The following is a 24,041-nucleotide window of genomic DNA, read 5'->3' as shown; positions in this document are numbered from 1 at the left end:
TTTCTATATTTATTTATCCGTTAATAGTTTCTTTAATGTATTCCAACGAGGATCTATATCCTCTTTTTCTTTATCTTCTTTAAGCTTTGGGCTTAATTCTTCTAATTTTTTAAGTATGTCTGAGTCTAGGGTTCCGTCTTCAACACCTGGATGCACTCTTTTAGTAGGTACTGCAAGCACAATCAATTCGTAAATGTATTGCTGTATACTAATTTCGTAAGTTCCATGTGGCACTATAAGAATATCAATATGTTCATCATTATACTCATCTCCAAAATTCACCACTAAATCAAACTCATTTCCTATAGTCTGATTATAAGGCTCGTTTGTTAAATCGCAATTAACATTTACCCATCCTGAAACTTTAAAATGTAATTCAAGTAATGTTGTCTTCTTTTCTAACTCAACATTTACATCAATATTTACATCGTTAAACTCTTCATACTCATAATGTTCAAAGAACGCATGTTCTATTTTATACTCAAAAAGATGCTTTCCAATTTTTAACCCTACAAAAGGAATTATAAACTCTTTCAATGACTTCATTCTTTCATCTATTTTGAGCCTGCAAATATATGAATTTTTATTTATGCAACATTACTTATAAACATTTTTTTGTTTATATCTATTTGTTTGCTTTTTTCAACGGATTTGCAGTAAGTTCTTCATAATCAATTCTATTCTTATATATCTGTATTGCAGTAAAAACAGCTTCTTTAAATGAACTTGAATCAGCTTTTCCCTTTCCTGCTATTTCATAAGCAGTACCGTGATCTGGTGAAGTTCTTACTTTATTTAAACCTGCTGTATAATTAACGCCTTGTCCAAAAGACAATGTTTTAAAAGGAATTAAGCCTTGATCATGATATGTTGCAATTATGGCATCAAAGTTTTTATAGTTACTAGATCCAAAAAAACTATCGGCTGCATATGGACCAAATACTAATTTTCCGTTTTCTTTAATTTTTTTAAGTGTAGGTCTTAAAACGGCATCATCTTCACTACCTATAACACCATTATCACCTGTATGCGGATTAATTCCTAAAACGGCAATTTTTGGTTTCCCTATTTTAAAATCCCTTTTAAGAGAATCGTAAACCGTGTCTATTTTTTTAACAATTAAGTCCTCTGTAATATGATCAACAATATCTTTTACAGGCACATGGTCTGTTAATAGCCCAACTCTTAACGATTCCGTTACCATAAACATTAAACTTTCTCCTTCTAGTTGCTGAGCTAAATAATCTGTGTGACCTGGGAATTTAAAGTCTTCTGATTGAATATTATGCTTATTTATTGGTGCCGTAACTAAAACATCAACATCATTATTTTTTAATGCTTTTGTTGCCGCTTCTAAAGATTTTATAGCATATTCTCCTATTTTTACGTCTTCTTTCCCAAATTCAATCTTAACTGGGTCGTTCCAACAATTATACACATTAACTTTTCCTTTTGCTAATTGATTTATATTATTGACGATATGAAAATTAATACCTGATTTAAAATGTGTTTTAAAGTAATTCATAGTTTTTGCTGAAGCAAAAATTACGGGTGTACAAAAATCTAAAACTCTTGCATCTTCAAATGTTTTTAAAACTATTTCTCCACCAATACCATTTAAATCTCCTATTGATATTCCTACTATTATATTTTCAGTTTTCATCATTAATATAACAACTTTTGTTCGTAATTTTGAATTTCGTTTGGTTAGGCAAATTTAACCAAATAAACAGATAATAATATGTTTACAGGAATTATTGAAGATATAGGTGTCATTTCTAATTTAAAGAGAGAGAAAGACAACCTTCACATATCTATTAAAAGCAATATTACAGCGGAGTTAAAAATCGATCAAAGTGTCGCACATAATGGTGTGTGCTTAACTGTTGTAACTATTAATGATGATGAGTATACGGTTACAGCTATAAAGGAAACATTAGACAAAACAAGTCTTAATACTTTTGCAATTAATGATAAAGTGAATCTGGAGCGCGCCATGAAGCTAGGCGATAGGTTAGATGGACATATTGTGCAAGGTCATGTAGATCAAACCGCTATTTGCACTAATATAGAAGAAGCTAACGGTAGTTGGATATTTACTTTTAATTATGACGCATCACTTAATAACATTACTATAGAAAAAGGATCTATAACTATTAACGGGACTAGTTTAACGGTTGTAAATTCGAAAAAAGACACTTTTAGTGTCGCTATTATACCTTACACATACAATCACACAAATTTTAATACTTTTAAAATAGGTACTATTGTAAATTTAGAATTTGATGTTTTGGGAAAGTACGTCTCTAAATTAGTTGAATTAAATAAGGCAGATCAATAATAATTATCTCTTATTATTAATCATTACCTTTCTTACTCCATAAAACAAAGCGAAAATCATACCAAATAATACGCCTCCATCTATAGGAAGACCTGGAGCTGGTGATGGCCCTGGAGGTGGGGGAGTTACCTGAGCCATACACATAAAGCTTATTAATACAAATAAGGTCGAGGCTAATATTCTTTTTTTCTTTACTGTCATCGGGACACAAATGTATTAAAAAAAGTGAGGTTACAAAAAAAACATGTTATTATTCATAAAAAAACATCTACGAAACGCTATAAATCATCGTTGAAATGCAGTTTTATTGTATTAATAACATTCTCTTAATAAATCACTTATTATTTAAAAAATTGCGATTTATAAAAACAATCCCTCATTTTTATTTACTTGGTAAATATATATAATTTAATGTCAAACTAATAAAAAATATACCTGTCTTATTTCTAATTATTTAAAGTATTATTTTTTTCTCATTGATTGAAATCATTTATCAATCTATTTAATTTATTATAAATCATAATGTTACACTTAAAATGAATGCAGACAATGCCATTCCTAAAGCCCCGTTTTAATAGCTTTTTCTTTCTATTTAAATTCATAATAAAGCTAGTATTACTATTAGAAAATCAATTTACCTCATTTCCAATTTGGAATACAAGTTCTCCCCCTCTAAGAATGTCTTCATGAGTGATATAATTACGGTTTAAGACCCCCGTCAAGTGTACTGATTTCACGATATAATTTTCTTTATTTAGGTTTTTGGCTTCCATCTGAAACTTTTTACCATTGGATATAATGAACGATAGTCTCCTCAATTTGTGGAGCTTCAAAGATATATTGACCTCCTGTTAGATTCACTGGATAAAACCCTAAGACAGAAAACATATACCAAGCAGGCATTTGACCACAATCATCATTTCCCATAAGCCCCCTGGTTTGTTACAATAAAAATCATAGTGACAATGGTAAACCCTCTTAAAAACATCAACAGACTCAATTCTTTTTTGTCAGACCATACATAAAATATTCCTATGCTGTTTTAAGCCCTACTTTATGTCCAAAAAACGCATAGTACAAAATAATGATATAACAGGGCAATAAAATCCAATAACCAAAAGATGCAGCATCAGCCGTAGCTACAACTTCATTTATTCCACTTGCAAGCAAATCTTCTTTTTTATTATCTACTAGAGCGCCATATAATGGTGGAATAATAGCCCCTCCCGAAATAGCCATAATAAGTAATGCCGAAGCTGTTTTAGTAAATTTACCTAATCCTGTTAAAGCTAAAGGCCAAATAGCTGGCCAAACCAAAGCATTAGCAACACCTAATGCTGCTACGAAAAGTACAGAAGTAAAACCGTCTGTAAATACAATACAAAACGACAATATAATACCTAAAATAGCACTTGCTTTTAATGCAAAAGCTTGGCTTATGTATTTTGGTATTAAAAATACTCCTAAAGCATAGGTTGCTACCATAGCCATTAAAGTAAACAATGTAAAAAACTTAGCTTGCTCGACGGGAATATCCAATGATATTCCGTACGCAATGATAGTATCCCCAGCAACAACCTCAACACCAACATATACAAATAAGGCTAAAACACCCAACCATAAATGAGGGAATTGTAAAATACTTGATTTTGCTTTTCCTCCAGTTTCAGATGCTTCAATAGGTTGCGCTTCTACATGTGGCAAAGGTGCCTTTCTAATTAAAACCCCTAGTAAAAGCAAAACGATTGCCATGACTACATAAGGTGCAACAACACTATCTGCCATTGTATTTAATAAGTTAGCTTTTTCAGCAGCATCCACAAGGTTTAGTTTTTCTTTAATCTCGTCTATTCCAGATAGCAAAATCGCTCCAAAAATCACAGACCCTAATGCACCTGCTACTTTATTTGCTATACCCATAATAGCAATACGTTTTGCTGCACTTTCAATAGGCCCTAAAATAGTTATATATGGGTTTGAAGCCGTTTGCAATAAGGTCATCCCAGCTCCTTGTATAAAAATCGCTGTTAAAAACATCCAATAGGTTCTGGCCTCAGCAGCAGGGATAAAAACCAAAGCCCCTATTGCCATTATTATTAGCCCCAATGACATGCCTTTTCTATAACCAATCTTCTTAATAATATAAGAAGCTGGTAATGCCATGATAACAAATGAAATATAAGATGCGGTTGCCACCAGATAAGATTGTGCATCGGTGAGTTCATTTATAGTTTTCATAAATGGAATTAATGCGCCATTTATCCATGTAACAAATCCGAAAATAAAAAATAATCCTGCAATAATAAGTATAGGAACTAATGTGTTGTTTTTAGATGGAGATGTGGTTTCTTGGTTATTAGACATGATTATTAATTAGGTTTAGAGTATAGTTAGTGTTTTGATTTTCTTTATCGTCTTTAAATACTAAAAATGCGTTCTTTGGCTTGCTTTATATAATTGCGACTAACAGGGATTTTTTAAGAACAAGTTATAATCATTGTTTTCAATTTTAAAATGTAAATTACTCGAAAATAGTAAATTTAGTCGTCGTTTTGCATTTTCATTTTCAATTCCCTTACTAACATTTTGTAATTCATTAGAGTTTAGGCTATTAATTATTGTGAATTTTAACTGGTTATTATCTTGCATAAAACCATTTTCAATAAAGTTTACGTCGAGTTTTAAATTGATTAGGAAAATAATCATTGAACTCATCTTGACTTTTACTATTTTGAATAAAAACAGTACGCTTGGAATACTGAAAGCCAAAACAAACCCATTTGAAAATTGAAAAGCATCTCACAAAAATAAGATGCTTTTTTAGCTGTTATAAATAATAAAACCATAGCTGGTAGGATAATTGTCTACCCTATTTTTTTACATGCTTACTGTATATTTTTATTAAAGGGATATCCCAACTCAATCTTAACATAGCTCTAAGTGAATTTGATCCTGTTTCTATATTTTCGACAGTAACTTTTCTTAATTCTGGCGAATATTGTATCCCTGCTCCAAGTGTTATTGGAGAGTTTCTAAATCCATAATTAATAGAAACTCCAGGGGAAAATATTTGCTTAAAGGTCAATTCTTGAGGAAGCTCACTTTCTGTATCATTCAATCTATAGTTAAACGCCGCACCAATATCGGCAAAAGAGACAAAAATGCTCCATGCATGTCCAGAAAGATACTTAATGGTATCATCTTCATTTACAAAAGCATACTGCTTATTCTTTGTGCCTTTGCACGTTCTAAAACCCCACATAAATTCAAAACCAATAGGCGCTGTGATTCCAAAATTTGCTTGAGACGTATTATTTTTAGTTAATTCTTCGACCCCTCCATATATTCCAGGATGTCCGCTAATTGTTAGACTAAACAAACTATTTCGTTTATCTAAAAATGAAAACTTTGTGACATTCTTTTTAATGGCATCTTTCACTTCATCAGAATTATCGGCTGTAACAACATCTACCATAAACCCACCATATTTACTAACGACTTGAGTCACTTTTATGATATTCGCTTTGGACTCACCGCTCGCTAATAATATTTTTTCGGTTACATACAAACCGTTGGTTACAATATATCCATAATCCTTATTTTGAATCGACTTATACAAATCAACCATTTTATCCATCAAATCTAGTACGTCTATTATGACTTCTTCACCATCTTTGCCCGTAAACTTAATTTCTCCAACTCTAAAACCGATCTCTTCTTTACCGTTTATGTATTTTAATAACTTCAATGTATTTGACATCACACCTACATAATCATCTGCGGTCATACTTTTTCCTTTTGATTGAATATTTTCTATATCATTTAATATTCCTGCAATGGGATAAATTGTGTTATTAAAAAAGTCGTAAACGTTATTTGCATCAATTTTTAAAACATTTGAAAAGTAGTTTCGATCTTGATTGTAAATTAATGCTGTAAAATATTTTATTTTATCTGCTGTATTTATCTTTTTCAAATCTGAAAACCGTAGCCAAATATTTTCAAATGGTTTTACGAGCTCTATGCTTTGACTAGGTTCATCTGATTTTTTTCTTTGTAAGTTTTTTTGCAGAATATTTAAGCCATGAGTAATGTTATAGTAATTACTAAAGCCGACATCTGGATTACTTTTGTACCTACTTTCCAGATAATCTAAAATTTCAACAGGATGATACCCATTTATTAACTTGTCTGATAATGCTAGTGTAAAATCGAATGGGTAATAAACCTTACTTGCTATTAATTTGGCTTTCAAGTTTGCATTATCATTAATATAAATTCCAAGGTTACTTAATATGTTTTTAAGATCTTCTTCAAAAGCCTCTTTAAAATCATTTCCTAAGGATCTGTAATTAAACACATCTGCCGTTTTAAGAAATGAAAATGTTTTAGGATATAATGCTTTTAGTTCTGGAATCGACTCAAGTTTTTCCCTAAACTTGTTTATATATAAGGTTGTTATATCTTCTTTAAAACGTTCGGCTAGAAACTTAGCGGTACCATCAATTATGGCAGATTGTGCTGAAACTGGAATAGAAAAAAGATTTGAAGTCGCAGGATTTGCAGCCTGATCAGCAAGCGCAACAAAATTGGAAGAAAATGCGATTACTCCTAAATCGTTGATTACAATACTCTTTCTAATACTCTCTATGTTTTCCTTTGACAAAGCAATAGAGAACGGTGTAGCAAGAAATGAATCATAATTATTCTTGTCCTTTAATATTTGGGTTTCTATTGTATTTATTTCAGTTGCAGAAATTCCTGCTTTACTTTTAAATTCCTTATATTTTTCTTCTAAAAAATCTATCTTTAAGGCGTCGTAATAGGCATTTTGAGCACTTAGAGAAAACGAAAGACTCAGTAATAAAATAAATAATAGTCTCTGGAGGTTACGTTGGTTAATTATCATTTTAATTTTTGGATTTATTATAATATTATATGATTGATATGTTTAAACGCTCAATAATATCAGGTAAGTGTTGTGCTAAGCAAAACTCTTGATTGGCTTTTACTGAACCATTTTCTCCTGCAAAGAGCAATCCAACACCTTTATTAGTTTTTGAATCAAACCAAATGGCACCAGAGTCTCCATTATCAGAAATTTGGATGTCGTCTGTATTTTGATCATCTATAGGTACTAACCTAAAACCTTTAATAGCTCTACGCATATAGGATGTTTTCTTAAAATACACACCTACTCCATCAACTAAAGCCGTTGTTAACCCTGTGGTTCTTCCCGATTTGGTTAACACGTCTCCCACCTTTACTTGTTGAGTACCATTAATGACATTACTGGTTTCAAACTGATCAAGGGTATATTTCCTATTTCTTTTTAATGTGGCAATAGCAGCGTCACCATGTGTGTCTGACCGTAATTTATTGGCTATCCCATCCGCAAAGAAGCGCCCTCTATCAAGTCCGGCTCCTGGCTGCGATACAATAGTGCCTACTCTTCCCTCTATAACATGCTCTGCTGTAAGCAAGCACGGTTTTTTTCCATTAAGCTTATCAAAACAAATTAAGCCAAGTGTTCCTGATGCAAAAGTCCCTACACTTATTCCTGGTTTTATGGTTTGAAATCGTTTTCTTCTTTCCGAATTAACAGTAATGACCTTCCGTCTGGTTTGAACTCCAAAATTGGCATAATTAATAAAGGTGATTAAGGGATTCGTTGAGGTATACCCTCCATCAAAACTCAAATGCACTCGTACACAGAGTTCTTTTTTACGAGTATCATTTTCATAACGATTACCAATATCAATACCAAATACGTTTGGGTCATTTTTGTACGTATTCATAGCAATAGTATGAGCAATAATAAGATCTTCTGAAAAATTAAATCTTTGCATAACACATTTATTTTACAATAAGCTCACTTTTCTTTAGTACAATATTTACTTCTAAAGGCTCCTCATTATTTAAAACTTGAATTTCATCTTCATCATAAAACCTTGTCTGATTAATAACCAATTCTGATTCTATTTTATAATTACCGTTTGGTATATCACTAAAAAAGAATGCACCTGTTTTATCTGGGTTAACAACATTAATGTAATCAGATTCCATTCCTGAAATTTTAATCGCTACATACTCATTATTCTGCTCTTTAACTTCATCTGAAACCTCATCTATAACAATAACGCCTCTAATTGTGTTTATTCCAACTTCTCCAATGGTCTTTTTTCTTTCTAAATCTTCTTTTCCTAAAGGGAGTATCAAGTCTTTAATCTTACCAATTAATACAATCGTTCTCCTTGTAAAAAAACCTAAAATGAATGAAAGCACTATAACACTTTTACCAACTCCGTCAAAAACAATAGATCCACCATTAACCAGTGCATTAATAGACAAATAAATAATGATAGCACTAAAAGGCGTGTAAAATATTTTTCCAATATGTTCTGGTATTCTTTTCTTATCAAAATTCTCTGTTATCGTTACGCTAAACATGAGGTTTGCCATTAGTCCAAAAAGAGACCAAAACACTATTTCTAAAAAGATTTTGCGTCCTGTTAACCAGAAAAATGAGTCAACTTTAAACGAATATTTTGGTAATACCGTTGGTAAATGTTTTACTTTGAAAGTATAGAGCAAAGAATCTATTGAACTACTATCATCACTGCCTTCTTTTTCTGTTAATACATTCCTTAGGTAGTTCCGAATTAATTTTTTAGTTGCTATTTCATTAGTTTCTGAATGCCTCGTATTTGTAGAATCACTTTCTAAAGCAATAATTGAATTAATAGCACTTAGTTGATCTCTATTTAAAAACACCTCTTCTTCTCCATAACAAGAACAAAAAACATGTGTTACGATATATGTTGCAATAAATAGAATAGAAATTGTTGAAGCCCAAATGAGCCAAATTGTTTTAGGTTTCTTTTTTATTTTCATAATTATACTTTTTGAATGTATTATAAATAGCTTATTGAAAAGTCAAATCGTTTTCATTAAGCCATTCCATAATCATATTTATTTTATACCAACCTTCTTTTTTCTCACTAACAAATAACGCTTCGTCTTTCATAAAAACAGACGCTTTATCAAATTCCATTCCGCACCCAGTTCTAGAAACGACCCCTTCATTCTTTATAAATACTTTCCACACTTGATGCGTAAATTTCCCGGACACCCAATGATCCTTTTTACTTGATATTTTTAGCCATCCGTTTTCTGCAATTTCGAAAACTCTTACTACAATACCTCTAGACAAAGGACTTCTAGCTAAGGATTTTTTATAATGCGGGGCAGATCTAACATTAAGACTTTCGGAATTCACACAAACAAACCTTAAAACGCTAGTGTTAGCAGATAATTCAAATAATTCGTTATATGCCAAGGTGACTTCAGGAATAAAATTAGTCTCACAATCGTCAGGCTTATTGCCTCCAAAAAAGTTGGTTCCCGGGCAGCTTTTATTACCACCATTCCCGTTATTTCTTTCTCCTGTATCTAATTTAAACCAATGATGATACACAATACTATTCATGTTTATTTGTAGTCCGAATTTTTTACACAAAATAGCCGTCACTTTTATTATACTGGTTCGTTGCTCATTGGTCATTTCATCTTTACCAGCATCAAAATCGCCAAGGTTTTCAATACAAAACGCATTTGAGTTTTGTCCATAAATACAAGCAGGAGATCTCTCAAAAGATCGGCCAGTTAAAATCTCACCGTCTGGAAAAATAGTGAGATGCTGTCCAATATCACTCCATCCGTTTTTATTCATATGGTGATTTCGCATCCCTTTTTGTAACTCAAAATGATTGGCTCCATTAAACATTGAATAAGACGGAAGCCAAGTATGATGTTCTTGAATGCTTAAAACGGTTCTGGCAATTTTAAATTCTAATAGCCAACTTTCAAACTCATTGATAGCCATTTTATTAAATCCAAATCTTTGTTCCATTATTATAATATTAGATTTCTAATTATTTGAAACAAAAAAAGCATCAGCTCCTTTTAATATCAAAAAGAATTCACCAATTAATTAGGTAAACAAAATCATAAAAAACAGCAAAACACAATTTTATTTAATTCTAAAAATTAGAAAGAAAACGTCATATAGTTCTGTCTAACTACATCATTCTAGGGAGAGGTACTAAAGATAATAATTTGTGAGAATTATTTATAGCTTATGTAAGTTAATTTATTGTATTGTTTTTCAATGTGTGCTTTTTAACTAAAAAAGTATTGATTAGAATGAATAAAACAAATATTAACAATATGTTATTTTAATTTTCTAGACATAAAAATACCTGCTCCGCAAAGTCTCCCGACTTAGCGGTTTAATTGAAGTCGAAATTGCAGATAACCCAGTAATAGATATTTTAAAGAAGTCATCAATTACAAAATATAATCAGTATTGAAAATGAAAGTTTTATATAAGTATTTTTGGAATTATAATGACCTCAAAGTCGGGAGACTTTGCGGAGCGGATTATTAAAATCAGTTATCTATCATTTTAAAAAAATCTGATAATTTAATTCCCCTAGCGTCACAGATTTTTATTAGAGTTTCAACAGGAATTCTATATTCAGTTTTACTCTTTATTTTTCTGACAGTACTTTCATCAATATTATGCCTTATAGCAAAAGCATTTTGAGACTTGCCTTCTTTGAACCATGGGTGTAACCATTCTTTCGTTATAAAGCCACATATTTCAATATTAATGTTTGTCATAATAACAAAGAAAATGTAAGAAGTATAAAATATTTCGGTCGTTCGACCGTATTTCAAATAATTTCATTATATTAGCCATTGATTTACTAATTTTGTGATTCTTCATATTAAAAATATTTGAAGCAATCGCTTTGAATCTCGTTTTCAAAAACTGGTAATTTTTAAATGCACGAGATGATAAGTAGGATGCTCACGTCTATTGGCGTGGGCTCGCTTATTCGTGCGACGGTATACCAGTACCTTGAAAACGTTTAAGTTGAGTTCCACGCCTTTTTGTTTCCACACTTAAAAGGTTTTAATGAGATATTAATCTCATTTTTAAAGGACTTCAACTTTGTAGAACATTATAAAATTAAGCTTATTAACTTTAAATAGTTATGCGCTATTTTTTATTTAAAGTGGCCTTGTGATGCGTAACCACAAGGATAAAGGAACATCTAAAAAACCGAATCCATGAAAAAAACCAAAGTTAATTATTCACGGGAAATCTTGATTTTAACACACGATGCACTTTCAAACTCCTTAACGCTATTGATTAATCAAACATCCCTTAAAGATGACGTAAAAAAACATTGTAGACTGGGCTTGAAAGTCTTTGGAATCATTTTAGCAGATTTAAATTACGATACGGGTACTCATTTGTTAATGGAGAAAGAATTTGACCTATTCTTTGCTCGTTTTCCTGCCAAATACTATAACGAAAAAAGAGAGAACAGAAAATGGATTTGTGTTTATACCGTAGCGAAAAATATAGAGTCTTGTATTAAAGCTAATACGATTGTAAGCACTCCAAAAGATAAAGCAGAAAATATCTTGATTTAAAATGATGAGAGGGAGCAAAAAGGAAATCACGCTTAAGCGTTATAAACAGCTTTTTGAAAGTTTGTATCCGCAACTTTGTGTGTTTGCAGACAAGTATCTCAATGATTTGGATACCTCAAAAGACTTAGTACAAGCCATTTTTGTAAAGGTTTGGGAAGATCAAATTACTTTTCAAAATAAAAAGCATAGAACAAGCTATTTTTATAAGGCTGTAAAAGATGAATGCCTCAATTATTTAAAAACCAAACATCTTTTAAAAACCCGTGTTTTTTTAAATTGAAGGTTTTCTTCTGTAATTGTTATCATAGAAAAAACCTGTTAAAATATCTTTTTGATTGTGAGCAATCAAAATTGACTATTCAATTTTATTGAGGGGAACTAGTCAAATATCAAGCCTCCGAAAAAAAGGAGGCTTTTCATTTCCATTAAAAAATGTTAAATTTTGGAGTGTTTGCAAAAAAAAGCCTCACATCTCTGTAAGGCTTTACAATTTCTAAGTGGTCCCACTTGGGCTCGAACCAAGGACCACCTGATTATGAGTCAGGTGCTCTAACCAACTGAGCTATGGGACCGAAATTGGAGTGCAATATTACTACTTATTTTATTTCTTAGCAAGAAAAATTATCGCTTTATCTCTTGACACAGTTCAATTAAAACGCCATTTGAAGATTTTGGATGCAAAAATGCCACTAATTTATTGTCTGCTCCCTTTTTTGGTGTTTCGTTTAAAACTTTAAAGCCTTCATTTTTAAGACGTTTAATTTCTGCTTCAATATCGGTAACATCAAAAGCAATATGATGAATACCTTCACCTTTTTTATTTATAAATTTTGCAATCGGGCTATCTTCGTTCGTAGCTTCCAATAATTCAATTTTATTGTCACCAACCTTAAAAAAAGACGTGTTAACACCTTCACTTTTCACCTCCTCTATTTTATAATGAGGTTCGCCAAATAATTTAGAAAACAAATCATTAGAGTTTTTAAGGCTTTTTACAGCAATTCCTATATGTTCAATTTTATTCATTTTTAATGTTATTTTTTGTCATTCCCTTGCCTGTGCTGAACTTGTTTAAATAAAGAAGGGAATCTTCATTTATAGTCAAGATACAAATTATGTAAATCAAAAGTAAGATAATCTTTAAATATCCATTATTTTTGCATTATGGAGGAAAGTCAAAGACAAAAAAAAATAGGATCTGTTTTACAACGTGATTTAGTTGAAGTATTGCAAGGTGCTGCTACCCAGGGGGGTATGCATGGGGTATTAATATCGGTATCTAAAGTTAAAGTAACGGTAGATTTATCGGTTGCTAAAGTATATTTGAGTATCTTTCCGAATGATAAGGCTAAAGAACTTATTGAAGGTATAAAGTCTAATACACCTTTAATTAGACATGAATTAGCACAACGCACCAAACACCAGTTAAGACGCATGCCGAATTTAGAATTTTTTGTAGACGACTCTTTAGAATATATTGATAAAATAGAAAAGTCTTTAAAAGGGGAAGAAAACCCTATTAAAGATCCCAAAACTTTAGATAAAAGAAAAAAATCTTAACTTTAAACTTTTAAGTTAAAACCCATTTCCCGTTACTTAATATAAATATGCACTTCCCGTTATACATAGCAAAACGTTACTTACGCTCTAAAAGCACGAACAATGCTATTAATTTTATAACCATTATTGCTATTATTGGTGTTATATTAGGTGCTGGATCATTATTTATTGTACTCTCTGGTTTTGCAGGTTTAAAAGATTTCACACTTGAGTTTTCTAGTATTGTTGATCCTGATTTAAAAGCAGAGTCTTCTGTAGGTAAATCATTTATTTTAACAGAAGAAGATATTTCTAAATTAAACGGCTTGGAAGAAGTTGCATTATTCTCTAAAACTATTGAGGAGCGTGTGGCTATTGCCTGTAATGATAAAAACTATTTAGCAACCATTAAAGGGGTTGATGAGCATTTTAAAGACGTCGTAAATATTGAATCCAAAATAGATCATGGCGATTGGTTAAGTCAAAAATCCAATCACATTGTAGTAGGCTGGGGCATTTCAAATAATTTATCTCTAGGGGTTTTAGATTTATCAAAAACTATAAATATTTATGTGCCTAAACCTGGTAAAGGACAAATAACATCTAGCAAGAAAGCGTTTAATAGTGTTAATGCGCTTAATGTTGGGGTATTTTATATAAACGAATCTTTAAACGACACCTATGTATATGCGTCTTTAGATTTAGCAAAAAACCTTTTGAGTTATAGTCCAAATCAAGTATCTGCGTTAGAATTTAAACTTAATGAAGGTGTCGATGAAAGTCTTGCTAAGCAAAAAATCCAAGAAGCTTTAGGCTCTAAAGTTATATTAAAAAATAGAGCACAGCTTAATGATGCGCTTTATAAAATGTTAAATACCGAAAATCTTGCGGTATATTTAATATTCACTTTAGTTTTAATTATTGCCTTCTTTAATATTATCGGATCATTAATAATGATGATGTTAGATAAAAAGAGAAGTTTAAGCACTCTTTTCAATATGGGAGCTACCATAAAAGATATTCGTAGAATTTTCTTTTTGCAAGGCAGCTTAATGAGTATTGTAGGTGGTTTTATTGGCTTAGGTGTCGCACTAATCATCACTGTGCTCCAAAAAGTATTCAGCTTGGTTATGATAACACCATCATTAGCTTATCCAATGACCATTAAGATTGAGAGCTTTTTTATTGTATTTATAACCATTTCGGTTTTAGGTAGTATTGCCTCTAAAATTGCATCCGTAAGAATATCAAAATCATTGATAAAAGGCTATTAATACCTTATCGTTTGAAACAATTTATTCAGTAAACTGATAATCCGAAAACTTTTCTAATACCTCATCAAAAGCAGCAAATACATCTGCGGAATGATCGCTAGTTACCATTTTCATACGATATTCCTTAAAGTGCGGAATACCTTTAAAATAATTGGTGTAATGCCTGCGAGTTTCAAAAACACCCAAAATTTCACCTTTCCAGTCAATAGCCATTTGTAAATGTCTTCGAGCAGCTTCAACGCGCTCTGCTAAAGAAATAGGCCCTAAATGTTCCCCTGTGTTAAAAAAGTGTTTTACCTGTTTAAAGAACCACGGATTTCCAATAGTAGCACGACCAATCATAGCACCATCAAGCCCATAGCTATCTCTCATTTCTACTGCTTTTTCCGGAGTGTCTACATCACCATTCCCAAACACGGGAATATGCATACGTGGATTATTTTTTACCTTAGCAATCGGTTTCCAATCGGCATCACCCTTATACATCTGTGCTCGGGTACGTCCATGTATAGCAATAGCTTTGCAACCAACATCCTGTAATCTTTCGGCAACCTCAACGATCCTTATAGAATCGTGATCCCAACCTAAACGGGTTTTTACAGTAACAGGGATATTTGTACGTTTAACCATTTCGGCGGTGAGTTTCTCCATCAAACATATATCCTTTAAAATACCTGCTCCTGCACCTTTACTCACTACTTTTTTTACTGGGCATCCAAAATTAATATCGATAATGTCTGGTTTTGATGCCGAAACAATATCAATGGTCTGTAGCATACTATCCAAATTGGCTCCAAAAATCTGAATACCAACTGGACGCTCTTTCTCGTAAATATCTAACTTCATTACGCTTTTTGCAGCATTACGAATTAAACCTTCACTAGACACAAACTCTGTATACACAACATCTGCGCCTTGTTCCTTACATAAAGCTCGAAATGGCGGATCACTAACATCTTCCATAGGCGCTAAAAGCAATGGAAAATCAGGAAGTTCTATGTTGTCTATTTTTACCACGTTGTAAATTTTGGGCAAAATTACTGTTTTTTAATCAAACAGAAACCATCCTAAAAACAAAGTAACCTTAAGCTTTACTACAAAAAACTATCTCTTTATAATTTTTCTTATCTGCGAAGTATCATTTTTTAAATTAATTTTAATAATATAAATGCCTTGACTAAAAGTATTCATATCAACGCTTATATTATTTCCTTTATAAAGCTGAACTAATTTGGTATCGTATATTTCGATAGAATTTACATGTTTGCTTTTTATATATAAAAATGCATCTACCGGGTTTGGATACAATACAATGTCTTTTTCTGTAATAATTTCCTCCGAAGACAGAGCAACATCGTTGGTTGAAAATGAAATTAATTTAGCATAATCTGAAAAAGGAGAGACATTAAATGATTCTGACGTTATAAAATACCTGTTTTCGTTAACAAATGCAATAGCCTCAGTTTGTTCAAAACCAAACGAAGAAAGTGCTGTTTGTACATTTGTACCAGAAAAAATATCACTCCCATTAAAATTTTCGCTTACCCAGACAAAAGGCTGTAAAAGCGCGGTATATCCTACTAAAAAAAGTTTTTTAGTTAATGGATTATAAGTGCCTCCAGAAATTAACCCGCCACTATTTAACGTAGTGGTCAACGACGATAACGCATAAGTACCTTGCGTTTTTGGGATTAAACATGCTTTTGTTATACCATCAACCCAATTTTTACTAAACAATAACAAATTAGTGTCATCAAAAGAAATGAGTGCCTCAGAATCCCATTCAGTATTGTTTGGATTATCCGTAAAATCTACTTGAGAAGCATAGCTAAAGGCAATAGTTTCTGCCATTACACTTGTAGCATTTATAAAATCGGTCTTATTGATTTTATAGATTTTTAAATCTGTTCTGCTGCCACTATTATTTCCTATGTCTCCAATATAAATACTTGTATCATCTTGAGTAACATCTTCCCAATCCACATTAGTAGCATTTGAAATGGTAACGATTCTTGTAACTATACCAGAAATAGTATCTAATTCGAAAAGCTTATTTTCACCTCCAGAATCATTGTGAGTAATTAGTTTATTATTAAAAAAAATAGCTCCAGAAGATTCGATTAAATTATTCGGTAATGCGAATTTCTCAACAGCAGCATTTATCTGACTTGTGGCATTAAATACACCTAAAACAAAAGCTATTATTGAAATTATAATTCTCATGAGTTGAATATCTTGTAAGTAACAAAGTTAGCATAAAAAATTCTGCTATATTTATGAAAATTTTATCCTTTGCACATTCCTTTTGAGCCTCAAGTATTCGGTTGTAATATAAACATACATCTGGTTTTAGAATACCTTGCATTTTTTGTGGCTTTTCGCTATTATGTATTCTTAAGAAGGAAACGCCATGATGTTATTTCATCAAATAATAGACTCTCTATTATTTTAGGAGCCGCGCTTGGTGCTTTAATCGGTTCCAGATTCGTTGGTTTTTTAGAAAACCCTTTTGTTAATATTTCACAAGAGAATATTATTCAAATACTCAATACAAAAACCATTATGGGTGGTTTGTTTGGAGGCCTGCTTGGTGTAGAAATTGCCAAAAAATGTATAGGTGAAACACAATCATCAGGTGATTTATTTGTATCTCCCATTATTTTAGGCATTTTTATTGGTCGAATTGGATGCTTTCTTTCTGGCATAAACGAATTTACTTATGGTATAGTAACGACTTCTATATTTGGTATGAATTTAGGAGATGGACAATTACGTCACCCGGTAGCTTTATATGAATTGATATTTCTAATCATTTTATTTTTTAGCTTAAACCGCTTAAAAAACAAAGTAACTTTAAAAAATGGCGACCTATTTAAATGGTTTATGATTCTCTATTTCACATTTAGATTTTTCATAGAATTTTTAAAACCAAATGTATTTTACCTCTTCGGATTAAGTACGATTCAAATATTATGTCTAATTTGTTTGCTCTATTACCATAAAACCATTTTAAACATCTTTAAAAATGCCCGTTAGAAAATATACCTACTACGATTTTACACTAAGCCTTTGTCCAGAATGTTTAAAACGTGTCGATGCTAAAATCGTGTTCGAAAATAACAATGTTTACATGTTAAAACGCTGTAACGAACACGGTAATTCTAAAGTATTAATTGCCGACGATATAGACTACTACAAAAACATAAGAAACTATAATAAACCTTCTGAAACGCCTTATAAGTTTAATACCAAAACTGATTATGGCTGCCCTTACGATTGCGGTTTATGTCCTGATCACGAGCAACACTCATGTTTAACAGTTGTTGAAGTGACAGATCGTTGTAATTTAACCTGCCCTACCTGTTATGCGGGGTCATCACCAACATATGGCAGACATCGCACTTTAGAGGAAGTAAAAACCATGCTGGATACCATAGTCGCTAACGAAAAAGAACCTGATGTGGTACAAATTAGTGGCGGTGAACCTACTATTCATCCTCAGTTTTTTGAAATTTTAGATTATGCAAAATCATTACCCATTCGACATGTAATGTTGAATACCAATGGCATTAAAATTGCTAAAGATTTTGCTTTCGCGGAAAAATTAAAAACCTATGCGCCAGATTTTGAAATTTATCTTCAATTCGATTCTTTTGAAAATCGTGTGTTACAAGAACTTCGTGGTGCCAATTTAAATGATATAAGAAAACAAGCCCTTGAAAATTTAAATCAACTCAATTTATCAACCACTTTGGTTGTAACCCTTCAAAAAGGATTAAACGATCATGAAATAGGCAAAATAATAGACTTTGCTTTAAAACAAAAGTGTGTTCGTGGCGTCACACTTCAACCAACACAAATAGCGGGAAGATTAGAGAATTTTAATCCCGAAACCGATAGAATGACGCTTACAGAAGTACGTCGGAAAATCATGGAACAAACCCATATTTTTAATCCAGACGACTTACTTCCTGTTCCCTGTAATCCAGATGCATTGGTCATGGGCTATGCCTTAAAATTGGGAGATGAGGTATTTCCTTTAACCAGATATATAAACCCGAATGATTTATTAGACACTAGTAAAAACACTATTATTTACGAGCAAGACGAAAACCTTCAAGATAAAATGATAGAACTTTTTAGCACCGGAAATTCTGTTGAAGTCGCTGAAGAAAATTTAAAGTCTATTATGTGTTGCTTACCTAATATTGACGCTCCAAATTTGGGTTACGATAATTTATTTCGCGTTATTATCATGCAGTTTATTGATGCTTATAATTTTGATGTACGCACTATTAAGAAATCATGCGTTCATATTGTAGATAAAGACAATAAAATTATCCCTTTTGAAACTATGAATTTGTTTTACAGAGACGATAAAAAAGCTACATTGGAAACTTTAAGAAACGACATGTAATGAATACTTTAGTTATAAACGGTGATGGTTTAATTTGGATTTTCCTTTTGCTGTTTTTTTTAGCATTTGGTGTCCCAATACTATTAGCTATTGTAGCTTTAGCAATAAGAAATAAAAACAAAAGGGTATCAAAAGTACTATTAATAATTGCTGCAGTTTATGCTTTAATAGGTCTAGGTATTTGTGGAATTTCAATGATATAAAACATAACTTATGATATTTTTAGAAGGAAACATGAATTTAAATGGCTTGATAGTCTTAATTATAGCTGTCATGTTTGGTCCAGCTATTTTATTAGCTATCATTGGGCTTGCTGTTCGTAAAAAAAACAAAAAAGCAGCCAAAGTATTATTCATTCTAGCTGCTGTTTATGTTATTGTGAGTTTAGGTATTTGTGGCGGTATGATGGCTTAATTTATACCAAAAATAACACCTATAAAAAGCGTCTAATATTTATTTATTGTAAACCACTAATTGGGTTCGTAAACTACATTAATTTAGATTCTTTAGCTATTGCCATTCACAAACATATTTAACTATCTTTGCAGTCGCTGTTTTAAACGGCTTTTTTGAGTATGAAGAATATTAGGAATTTTTGCATTATTGCACATATAGATCACGGTAAGAGTACGCTCGCAGACCGTTTATTAGATTATACAGGATCGGTAACTGCTAGAGAGCAGCAAGACCAACTACTAGATAGTATGGATTTAGAGCGTGAACGTGGTATTACCATAAAGTCGCACGCCATCCAAATGGAGTACGTTTACAAAGGAGAAGATTATATCTTAAATTTAATTGACACGCCCGGTCATGTCGATTTCTCGTATGAAGTATCTCGATCTATTGCTGCCTGTGAAGGCGCTTTACTTATTGTAGATGCCGCTCAAAGTATTCAAGCACAAACCATTTCTAATCTGTATTTAGCTCTAGAAAACGATTTAGAAATTATTCCTGTTTTAAATAAAGTAGATTTACCAAGTGCGAATCCAGAGGAAGTAACCGACGATATTGTAGACTTATTAGGTTGTGATGCAGAAGAAGTGATTCATGCCAGTGGAAAAACTGGTTTTGGAGTCGACAATATTTTAGCAGCGATTATAGATCGCGTTCCTGCTCCAAAAGGAGACCCGGACGCCCCTTTACAAGCCTTAATTTTCGATTCTGTTTATAATACTTTTAGAGGTATTGAAACCTATTTTAGAGTTTTTAATGGCGAAATTAAAAAAGGCCAAAAAATTAAATTTGTTGCAACCGATAAAGAGTATTTTGCTGATGAAGTTGGAACATTAAAACTAAATCAGGTTGCTAAACAAAGTGTAAAAACTGGTGATGTTGGTTATTTAATAACAGGTATTAAAACCGCTAAAGAAGTAAAAGTAGGAGATACTATTACCGATTTCGCAAACCCAACAACCAATATTGTTGAAGGTTTCGAAGATGTTAAACCAATGGTTTTTGCAGGTATTTACCCTGTTGACACAGAAGATTATGAAGAACTTCGTAATTCGATGGAAAAACTACAACTAAACGATGCATCGTTGGTATTTGCTCCAGAAAGTTCTGCGGCTTTGGGTTTTGGTTTTCGTTGTGGTTTCTTGGGCATGCTTCACATGGAAATTATTCAAGAACGTCTAGAACGTGAGTTCGATATGACTGTTATTACCACAGTTCCCAACGTATCGTACCATGCTTTTACAAACAAAAATCCTGATGAAGCTTTCATAGTAAATAACCCATCCGATTTACCAGATCCTTCAACTGTTAACCGTGTTGAAGAACCTTATATTAAAGCAACGATTATTACTAAATCAGATTTTGTTGGTAATGTGATGTCACTTTGTATTGAAAAAAGAGGCATTGTTCAAAATCAAACGTATTTAACAACAGAACGTGTCGAGTTAACTTTCGAAATGCCTTTAGCTGAAATTGTTTTCGATTTTTACGATCGCTTAAAAACCGTTTCAAAAGGCTACGCTTCTTTCGATTATCATCCAATAGGAATGAAAGTCTCTAAACTAGTACGTTTAGACATTTTATTAAATGCACTGCCTGTTGATGCTCTATCTGCTTTAATCCATGCCGATAATGCTCAAAGTATTGGTAAAAAAATGTGTGAAAAACTAAAAGAACTTATTCCGCGTCAGCAATTCGATATTCCTGTTCAAGCAGCTATTGGAGCTAAAATTGTTTCAAGAGAAACTATTAAAGCACTTCGTAAAGATGTGACTGCAAAATGCTACGGTGGTGATATTTCGCGTAAGCGTAAACTTTTAGAAAAGCAAAAGAAAGGTAAAAAACGTATGCGCCAAGTAGGTAATGTAGAAATACCTCAGCAAGCATTTATGGCAGTTTTAAAACTGAATGATTAAATAAATCCTTTTTGCTCTGCAATTTCAAGCAAGTCTCTGTCATGTTTACTATCTACATTAAAAAGCTCTTTTAGTGTTCGTTTTCTTTTTTCTATAGCAGCTTTAGAAAGCGGTATTATTTGTGGTAATTCGCTCATTTTTGTGCCACGGGATAACTCGTATAATAACGTTCTATCTATATCATCTATCACGAAACTATTAGAAGTCAATTTACGCATCAATTGAACTACAGACTTACTATAATGGGGTATATTATCTATTATTTTTTCAATGGCTAAAACAAGTTCTTTAGGGCTTAAATCATTCTTTATTAAAAACCCTTCGGGGTTTATGCTTTTAAAAATATTATTGATTCTATAGTTGTCATTATACGTTGTAACAATAATTATTTTAGCCTTTGGCAAAAGCATTCTTATTTTAACACCTAAATCTTCTCCAGAAATGATCTTTCTATCTTTAGATGGTGGCAATTTAATATCTAAAAAAACAATATCAATAACCTCTCCTGTTAAAGCTTTTTTTACTTTCAAATAAGCATCATCACAATTTGTGACTTTATGTATATTAAATTTTAAATCTATATTATTAGAACTTACATAGTCTAGTGCATGCTCATAGGCATTACTAATTAATGGGTGGTCTTCTACTATTAATATATTCATATTCTAAAAACGCTTGTAAACCGGGACACTTACATTTAGCTCCGTTCCTTCATTTAAAATTGATATTATTTGATGATTGCCCCGAAGCTTTAATACCCTAGAGGCTATATTTTTTAAACCAATGCCTTTATAATTTCTAGTGGTATCAAACCCTATGCCATCGTCCTCTATCTTAATCTCTAAAACATTATCTCTTAACGAAAAAGAAACAGTAACATTATCAGCATTAGCATGTTTGATAATATTTTGTATGGATTCCTGAATAATGCGATAAATTTCCACCTTTTGCCCATCATGCAACAATTCAAAATTCACACCATCATCTTTTTTAAGCTTACAACTAAAACCCACTATAACACTTTGCTTTTCTATATATTCTTCTAAAATAGATTGGAAACTGGTTTTTGATAACTCATTCTCTTTTTTAAGCGCGTGAGATACTTCTCTTACTTCCTTTTCAATATCTTGCAATTCGTCTGCAAATTCCTTGTATGTATTCAAGGTTGCCTCATCCCCTTTAATATCTAAAAACCCCATAGCCATTCTTGTTCCAAATAACCTCCCCAAGATACCATCATGCAAGTCTTGAGCTATTCTATGCCGCTCTTGTAACCTGCCCTCTTCTTGCTTAGTTTGTTGCTGCAGCATCAACTTATATATTTCTTGATTCGCTTTCTCTTGCTCACTTGCAAAAATTAACGTCTTGTTTTTTGAGCGTTGAACTCTTATAAAATACAATAGCCCTAATACCAAAATTAATATGCCTCCTATTATTGTAATTAAAATGTTTTGAGTACTTAATCGTTTGGTTTCTTTTATATACTGGTCTGTTTCAAATTCTATTCTAGCATACTTGTTTCTCTTTAAACGTTCTTCTCTTTGAATACTATCGTTTAAGTTTATATAAGACTCATAATGTTTTACTGCTATGCTATCATCCTCTATTTTCGAAAGGACTAATAGTGATTTTAATAAATCATCTTTATAAAACTGTTCTGAAATCTCTTTGGCTTTATAGCCATGATATAAAGCAGAATCTTTTTGCTTTTTATAATCATAATACTCTGCTAAATGTTGGTGAATGATTATAGTTTTATAGACTTCCCCTATACCGTCACAAATTTTTAATGCTCTTAAGTATAATTCTGGTAACTGACTATAATCTTTAGATAAAAATAAAACATACGCATAATTGTCTAATGACATAGCATAAATATCAGGGTGTTCATTAATAATATTTGTAGTATGTAAAATTTCATTATATTTTTCAATAGCTAAATCGAATTTTTCCCAATTGCTATACACATTAATCAAATTATTTATAGAATTTCCTATATTTCTTTCAAAATTGCCTTTTAAACTTCTCTTTAAACTCAATGAGAGATTATGATACCTTATAGATTCTTCATACTGCCCTAGTTCATTAAAGACTATTCCTAAATTATTATAGATAAAAGATTTGTATTTGTAGACATCATTTGACTCTCTCAATCTGTCGAGTAATACAAGGGATTCTATTGAAGTAGATTCACCCCCTTTATAATCCCTTTCATCACATTGAATTCCCGAAATACCATAAAGGGTTAAAACTGTTTCGAAATCATAACTAAACCTTCTAAAAAAGTTTTCTGCTTTTCGATAATAATAATATGCACTGTCATTTTTAAAAGTATATCTATACAATTCTCCTAAATAATAATGACTATAAGCTATAGCAGAAGAATCTTTGTTCTTTTCAGCCAAATTCAAGTTTCTATAAGAAAGTTTTTTAAGGTTATTAAAGTCTTTGCTTTCTAAATAGGCCTCCATAAGCATTTTATTCGAATTCAAAATAACCGAATCAACTTCTAATTCATAAGACAACTTACTAGCCTTTTTAGCATACAGAATTCTCATTTCTATATCTAAGTCGTGATTTTTAGATATAAC

The 24,041-nt window shown here is 31.8% G+C and carries 26 protein-coding genes and 1 tRNA gene; 10 read left to right on the top strand and 17 right to left on the bottom strand.

Going from position 1 to position 24,041, the window contains the following annotated elements; genetic code table 11:
• Window positions 1–9 precede the first annotated feature (9 nt).
• Together Q4Q39_RS05460 and pdxA are read right to left on the bottom strand one after the other, a co-directional pair.
• On the bottom strand, window positions 10–546 hold the full coding sequence (locus Q4Q39_RS05460; RefSeq protein ID WP_303281382.1) for a YceD family protein: 537 nt from the start codon (window positions 544–546) through the stop codon (window positions 10–12).
• A 79-nt stretch (window positions 547–625) separates the two neighbouring features.
• Entirely contained in the window at window positions 626–1,666 is a 1,041-nt protein-coding gene (pdxA, locus tag Q4Q39_RS05455; RefSeq protein ID WP_303281381.1) for a 4-hydroxythreonine-4-phosphate dehydrogenase PdxA, read from the bottom strand.
• Between the two features lie 75 nt (window positions 1,667–1,741).
• On the opposite strand from pdxA, the gene Q4Q39_RS05450 reads away from it, so the two are divergent.
• Window positions 1,742–2,341, top strand: a complete 600-nt coding sequence (locus tag Q4Q39_RS05450) for a riboflavin synthase (RefSeq protein WP_303281380.1) — start codon at window positions 1,742–1,744, stop codon at window positions 2,339–2,341.
• Between the two features lie 3 nt (window positions 2,342–2,344).
• Here the strand turns inward: Q4Q39_RS05450 and Q4Q39_RS05445 are convergent, their stop codons facing one another.
• The 9 genes from Q4Q39_RS05445 to Q4Q39_RS05410 form a co-directional block, all read right to left on the bottom strand.
• Entirely contained in the window at window positions 2,345–2,542 is a 198-nt protein-coding gene (locus Q4Q39_RS05445; protein ID WP_303281379.1) for a PID-CTERM protein-sorting domain-containing protein, read from the bottom strand.
• Window positions 2,543–2,970: 428 nt separating this feature from the next.
• Window positions 2,971–3,114, bottom strand: a complete 144-nt coding sequence (locus Q4Q39_RS20595) for a hypothetical protein (protein WP_367892711.1) — start codon at window positions 3,112–3,114, stop codon at window positions 2,971–2,973.
• 10 nt (window positions 3,115–3,124) lie between these two features.
• Window positions 3,125–3,268, bottom strand: a complete 144-nt coding sequence (locus Q4Q39_RS05440; RefSeq protein ID WP_303281378.1) for a glycoside hydrolase domain-containing protein — start codon at window positions 3,266–3,268, stop codon at window positions 3,125–3,127.
• A 105-nt stretch (window positions 3,269–3,373) separates the two neighbouring features.
• Window positions 3,374–4,705 (bottom strand): sugar MFS transporter, encoded by a 1,332-nt coding sequence (locus Q4Q39_RS05435; protein ID WP_303281377.1) that lies wholly within the window; start codon window positions 4,703–4,705, stop codon window positions 3,374–3,376.
• A 505-nt stretch (window positions 4,706–5,210) separates the two neighbouring features.
• Window positions 5,211–7,250 carry a hypothetical protein gene (locus Q4Q39_RS05430; RefSeq protein WP_303281376.1) on the bottom strand — a complete coding sequence of 680 codons (2,040 nt, stop codon included), beginning with the start codon at window positions 7,248–7,250 and terminating at the stop codon, window positions 5,211–5,213.
• Window positions 7,251–7,275: 25 nt separating this feature from the next.
• Window positions 7,276–8,190 (bottom strand): hypothetical protein, encoded by a 915-nt coding sequence (locus Q4Q39_RS05425; RefSeq protein ID WP_303281375.1) that lies wholly within the window; start codon window positions 8,188–8,190, stop codon window positions 7,276–7,278.
• Window positions 8,191–8,197: 7 nt separating this feature from the next.
• Window positions 8,198–9,235 carry a hypothetical protein gene (locus Q4Q39_RS05420; RefSeq protein WP_303281374.1) on the bottom strand — a complete coding sequence of 346 codons (1,038 nt, stop codon included), beginning with the start codon at window positions 9,233–9,235 and terminating at the stop codon, window positions 8,198–8,200.
• Between the two features lie 31 nt (window positions 9,236–9,266).
• Entirely contained in the window at window positions 9,267–10,253 is a 987-nt protein-coding gene (locus Q4Q39_RS05415) for an N-acetylmuramoyl-L-alanine amidase (protein ID WP_303281373.1), read from the bottom strand.
• 539 nt (window positions 10,254–10,792) lie between these two features.
• On the bottom strand, window positions 10,793–11,026 hold the full coding sequence (locus Q4Q39_RS05410) for a helix-turn-helix domain-containing protein (RefSeq protein ID WP_303282026.1): 234 nt from the start codon (window positions 11,024–11,026) through the stop codon (window positions 10,793–10,795).
• 453 nt (window positions 11,027–11,479) lie between these two features.
• Here Q4Q39_RS05410 and Q4Q39_RS05405 point away from each other — a divergent pair, with 453 nt between their 5' ends.
• On the top strand, window positions 11,480–11,848 hold the full coding sequence (locus Q4Q39_RS05405; RefSeq protein ID WP_303281372.1) for a hypothetical protein: 369 nt from the start codon (window positions 11,480–11,482) through the stop codon (window positions 11,846–11,848).
• Between the two features lies 1 nt (window position 11,849).
• On the top strand, window positions 11,850–12,128 hold the full coding sequence (locus Q4Q39_RS05400; RefSeq protein WP_303281371.1) for a sigma factor: 279 nt from the start codon (window positions 11,850–11,852) through the stop codon (window positions 12,126–12,128).
• Between the two features lie 218 nt (window positions 12,129–12,346).
• On the opposite strand, the gene Q4Q39_RS05395 is transcribed toward Q4Q39_RS05400, so the two are convergent.
• Both Q4Q39_RS05395 and mce read right to left on the bottom strand, forming a co-directional pair.
• A tRNA-Ile gene (locus tag Q4Q39_RS05395) sits at window positions 12,347–12,420 on the bottom strand.
• Window positions 12,421–12,469: 49 nt separating this feature from the next.
• A complete protein-coding gene (mce, locus tag Q4Q39_RS05390; protein WP_303281370.1) occupies window positions 12,470–12,874 on the bottom strand; it encodes a methylmalonyl-CoA epimerase in 405 nt (134 codons plus the stop codon).
• 138 nt (window positions 12,875–13,012) lie between these two features.
• Between mce and rbfA the strand changes: the two genes are divergently transcribed.
• On the top strand, window positions 13,013–13,408 hold the full coding sequence (gene rbfA / locus Q4Q39_RS05385; protein WP_303281369.1) for a 30S ribosome-binding factor RbfA: 396 nt from the start codon (window positions 13,013–13,015) through the stop codon (window positions 13,406–13,408).
• Window positions 13,409–13,455: 47 nt separating this feature from the next.
• Window positions 13,456–14,661 (top strand): ABC transporter permease, encoded by a 1,206-nt coding sequence (locus tag Q4Q39_RS05380; protein WP_303281368.1) that lies wholly within the window; start codon window positions 13,456–13,458, stop codon window positions 14,659–14,661.
• A 21-nt stretch (window positions 14,662–14,682) separates the two neighbouring features.
• Here the strand turns inward: Q4Q39_RS05380 and dusB are convergent, their stop codons facing one another.
• Both dusB and Q4Q39_RS05370 read right to left on the bottom strand, forming a co-directional pair.
• Complete coding sequence (gene dusB / locus Q4Q39_RS05375; protein WP_303282025.1) at window positions 14,683–15,678, bottom strand: tRNA dihydrouridine synthase DusB; 996 nt, start codon at window positions 15,676–15,678, stop codon at window positions 14,683–14,685.
• A gap of 87 nt (window positions 15,679–15,765) precedes the next feature.
• Entirely contained in the window at window positions 15,766–16,884 is a 1,119-nt protein-coding gene (locus Q4Q39_RS05370) for a T9SS type A sorting domain-containing protein (RefSeq protein WP_303281367.1), read from the bottom strand.
• A gap of 69 nt (window positions 16,885–16,953) precedes the next feature.
• Here Q4Q39_RS05370 and Q4Q39_RS05365 point away from each other — a divergent pair, with 69 nt between their 5' ends.
• The 5 genes from Q4Q39_RS05365 (at window position 16,954) to lepA (ending at window position 21,450) form a co-directional block, all read left to right on the top strand.
• Window positions 16,954–17,697, top strand: a complete 744-nt coding sequence (locus tag Q4Q39_RS05365; RefSeq protein ID WP_303281366.1) for a prolipoprotein diacylglyceryl transferase — start codon at window positions 16,954–16,956, stop codon at window positions 17,695–17,697.
• Window positions 17,687–19,078 carry a radical SAM protein gene (locus Q4Q39_RS05360; RefSeq protein WP_303281365.1) on the top strand — a complete coding sequence of 464 codons (1,392 nt, stop codon included), beginning with the start codon at window positions 17,687–17,689 and terminating at the stop codon, window positions 19,076–19,078. The genes Q4Q39_RS05365 and Q4Q39_RS05360 overlap by 11 nt, the downstream gene beginning before the upstream one ends.
• Entirely contained in the window at window positions 19,078–19,281 is a 204-nt protein-coding gene (locus tag Q4Q39_RS05355; RefSeq protein WP_303281364.1) for a hypothetical protein, read from the top strand. Before Q4Q39_RS05360 ends, Q4Q39_RS05355 begins: the two co-directional genes overlap by 1 nt.
• 10 nt (window positions 19,282–19,291) lie before the next feature.
• Entirely contained in the window at window positions 19,292–19,492 is a 201-nt protein-coding gene (locus Q4Q39_RS05350; RefSeq protein ID WP_303281363.1) for a hypothetical protein, read from the top strand.
• Window positions 19,493–19,653: 161 nt separating this feature from the next.
• Complete coding sequence (lepA, locus tag Q4Q39_RS05345) at window positions 19,654–21,450, top strand: translation elongation factor 4 (RefSeq protein ID WP_303281362.1); 1,797 nt, start codon at window positions 19,654–19,656, stop codon at window positions 21,448–21,450.
• On the opposite strand, the gene Q4Q39_RS05340 is transcribed toward lepA, so the two are convergent.
• On the bottom strand, window positions 21,447–22,112 hold the full coding sequence (locus Q4Q39_RS05340; protein WP_303281361.1) for a response regulator: 666 nt from the start codon (window positions 22,110–22,112) through the stop codon (window positions 21,447–21,449). The genes lepA and Q4Q39_RS05340 overlap by 4 nt on opposite strands.
• A gap of 3 nt (window positions 22,113–22,115) precedes the next feature.
• Window positions 22,116–24,008, bottom strand: a complete 1,893-nt coding sequence (locus Q4Q39_RS05335) for a tetratricopeptide repeat-containing sensor histidine kinase (protein WP_303281360.1) — start codon at window positions 24,006–24,008, stop codon at window positions 22,116–22,118.
• Between the last annotated feature and the right edge of the window lie 33 nt (window positions 24,009–24,041).

The organism is Flavivirga amylovorans (genome assembly GCF_030540875.1).
Taxonomy (GTDB): Bacteria; Bacteroidota; Bacteroidia; order Flavobacteriales; family Flavobacteriaceae; genus Flavivirga; species Flavivirga amylovorans.
This window is presented reverse-complemented; position numbering and strand designations above follow the sequence as displayed.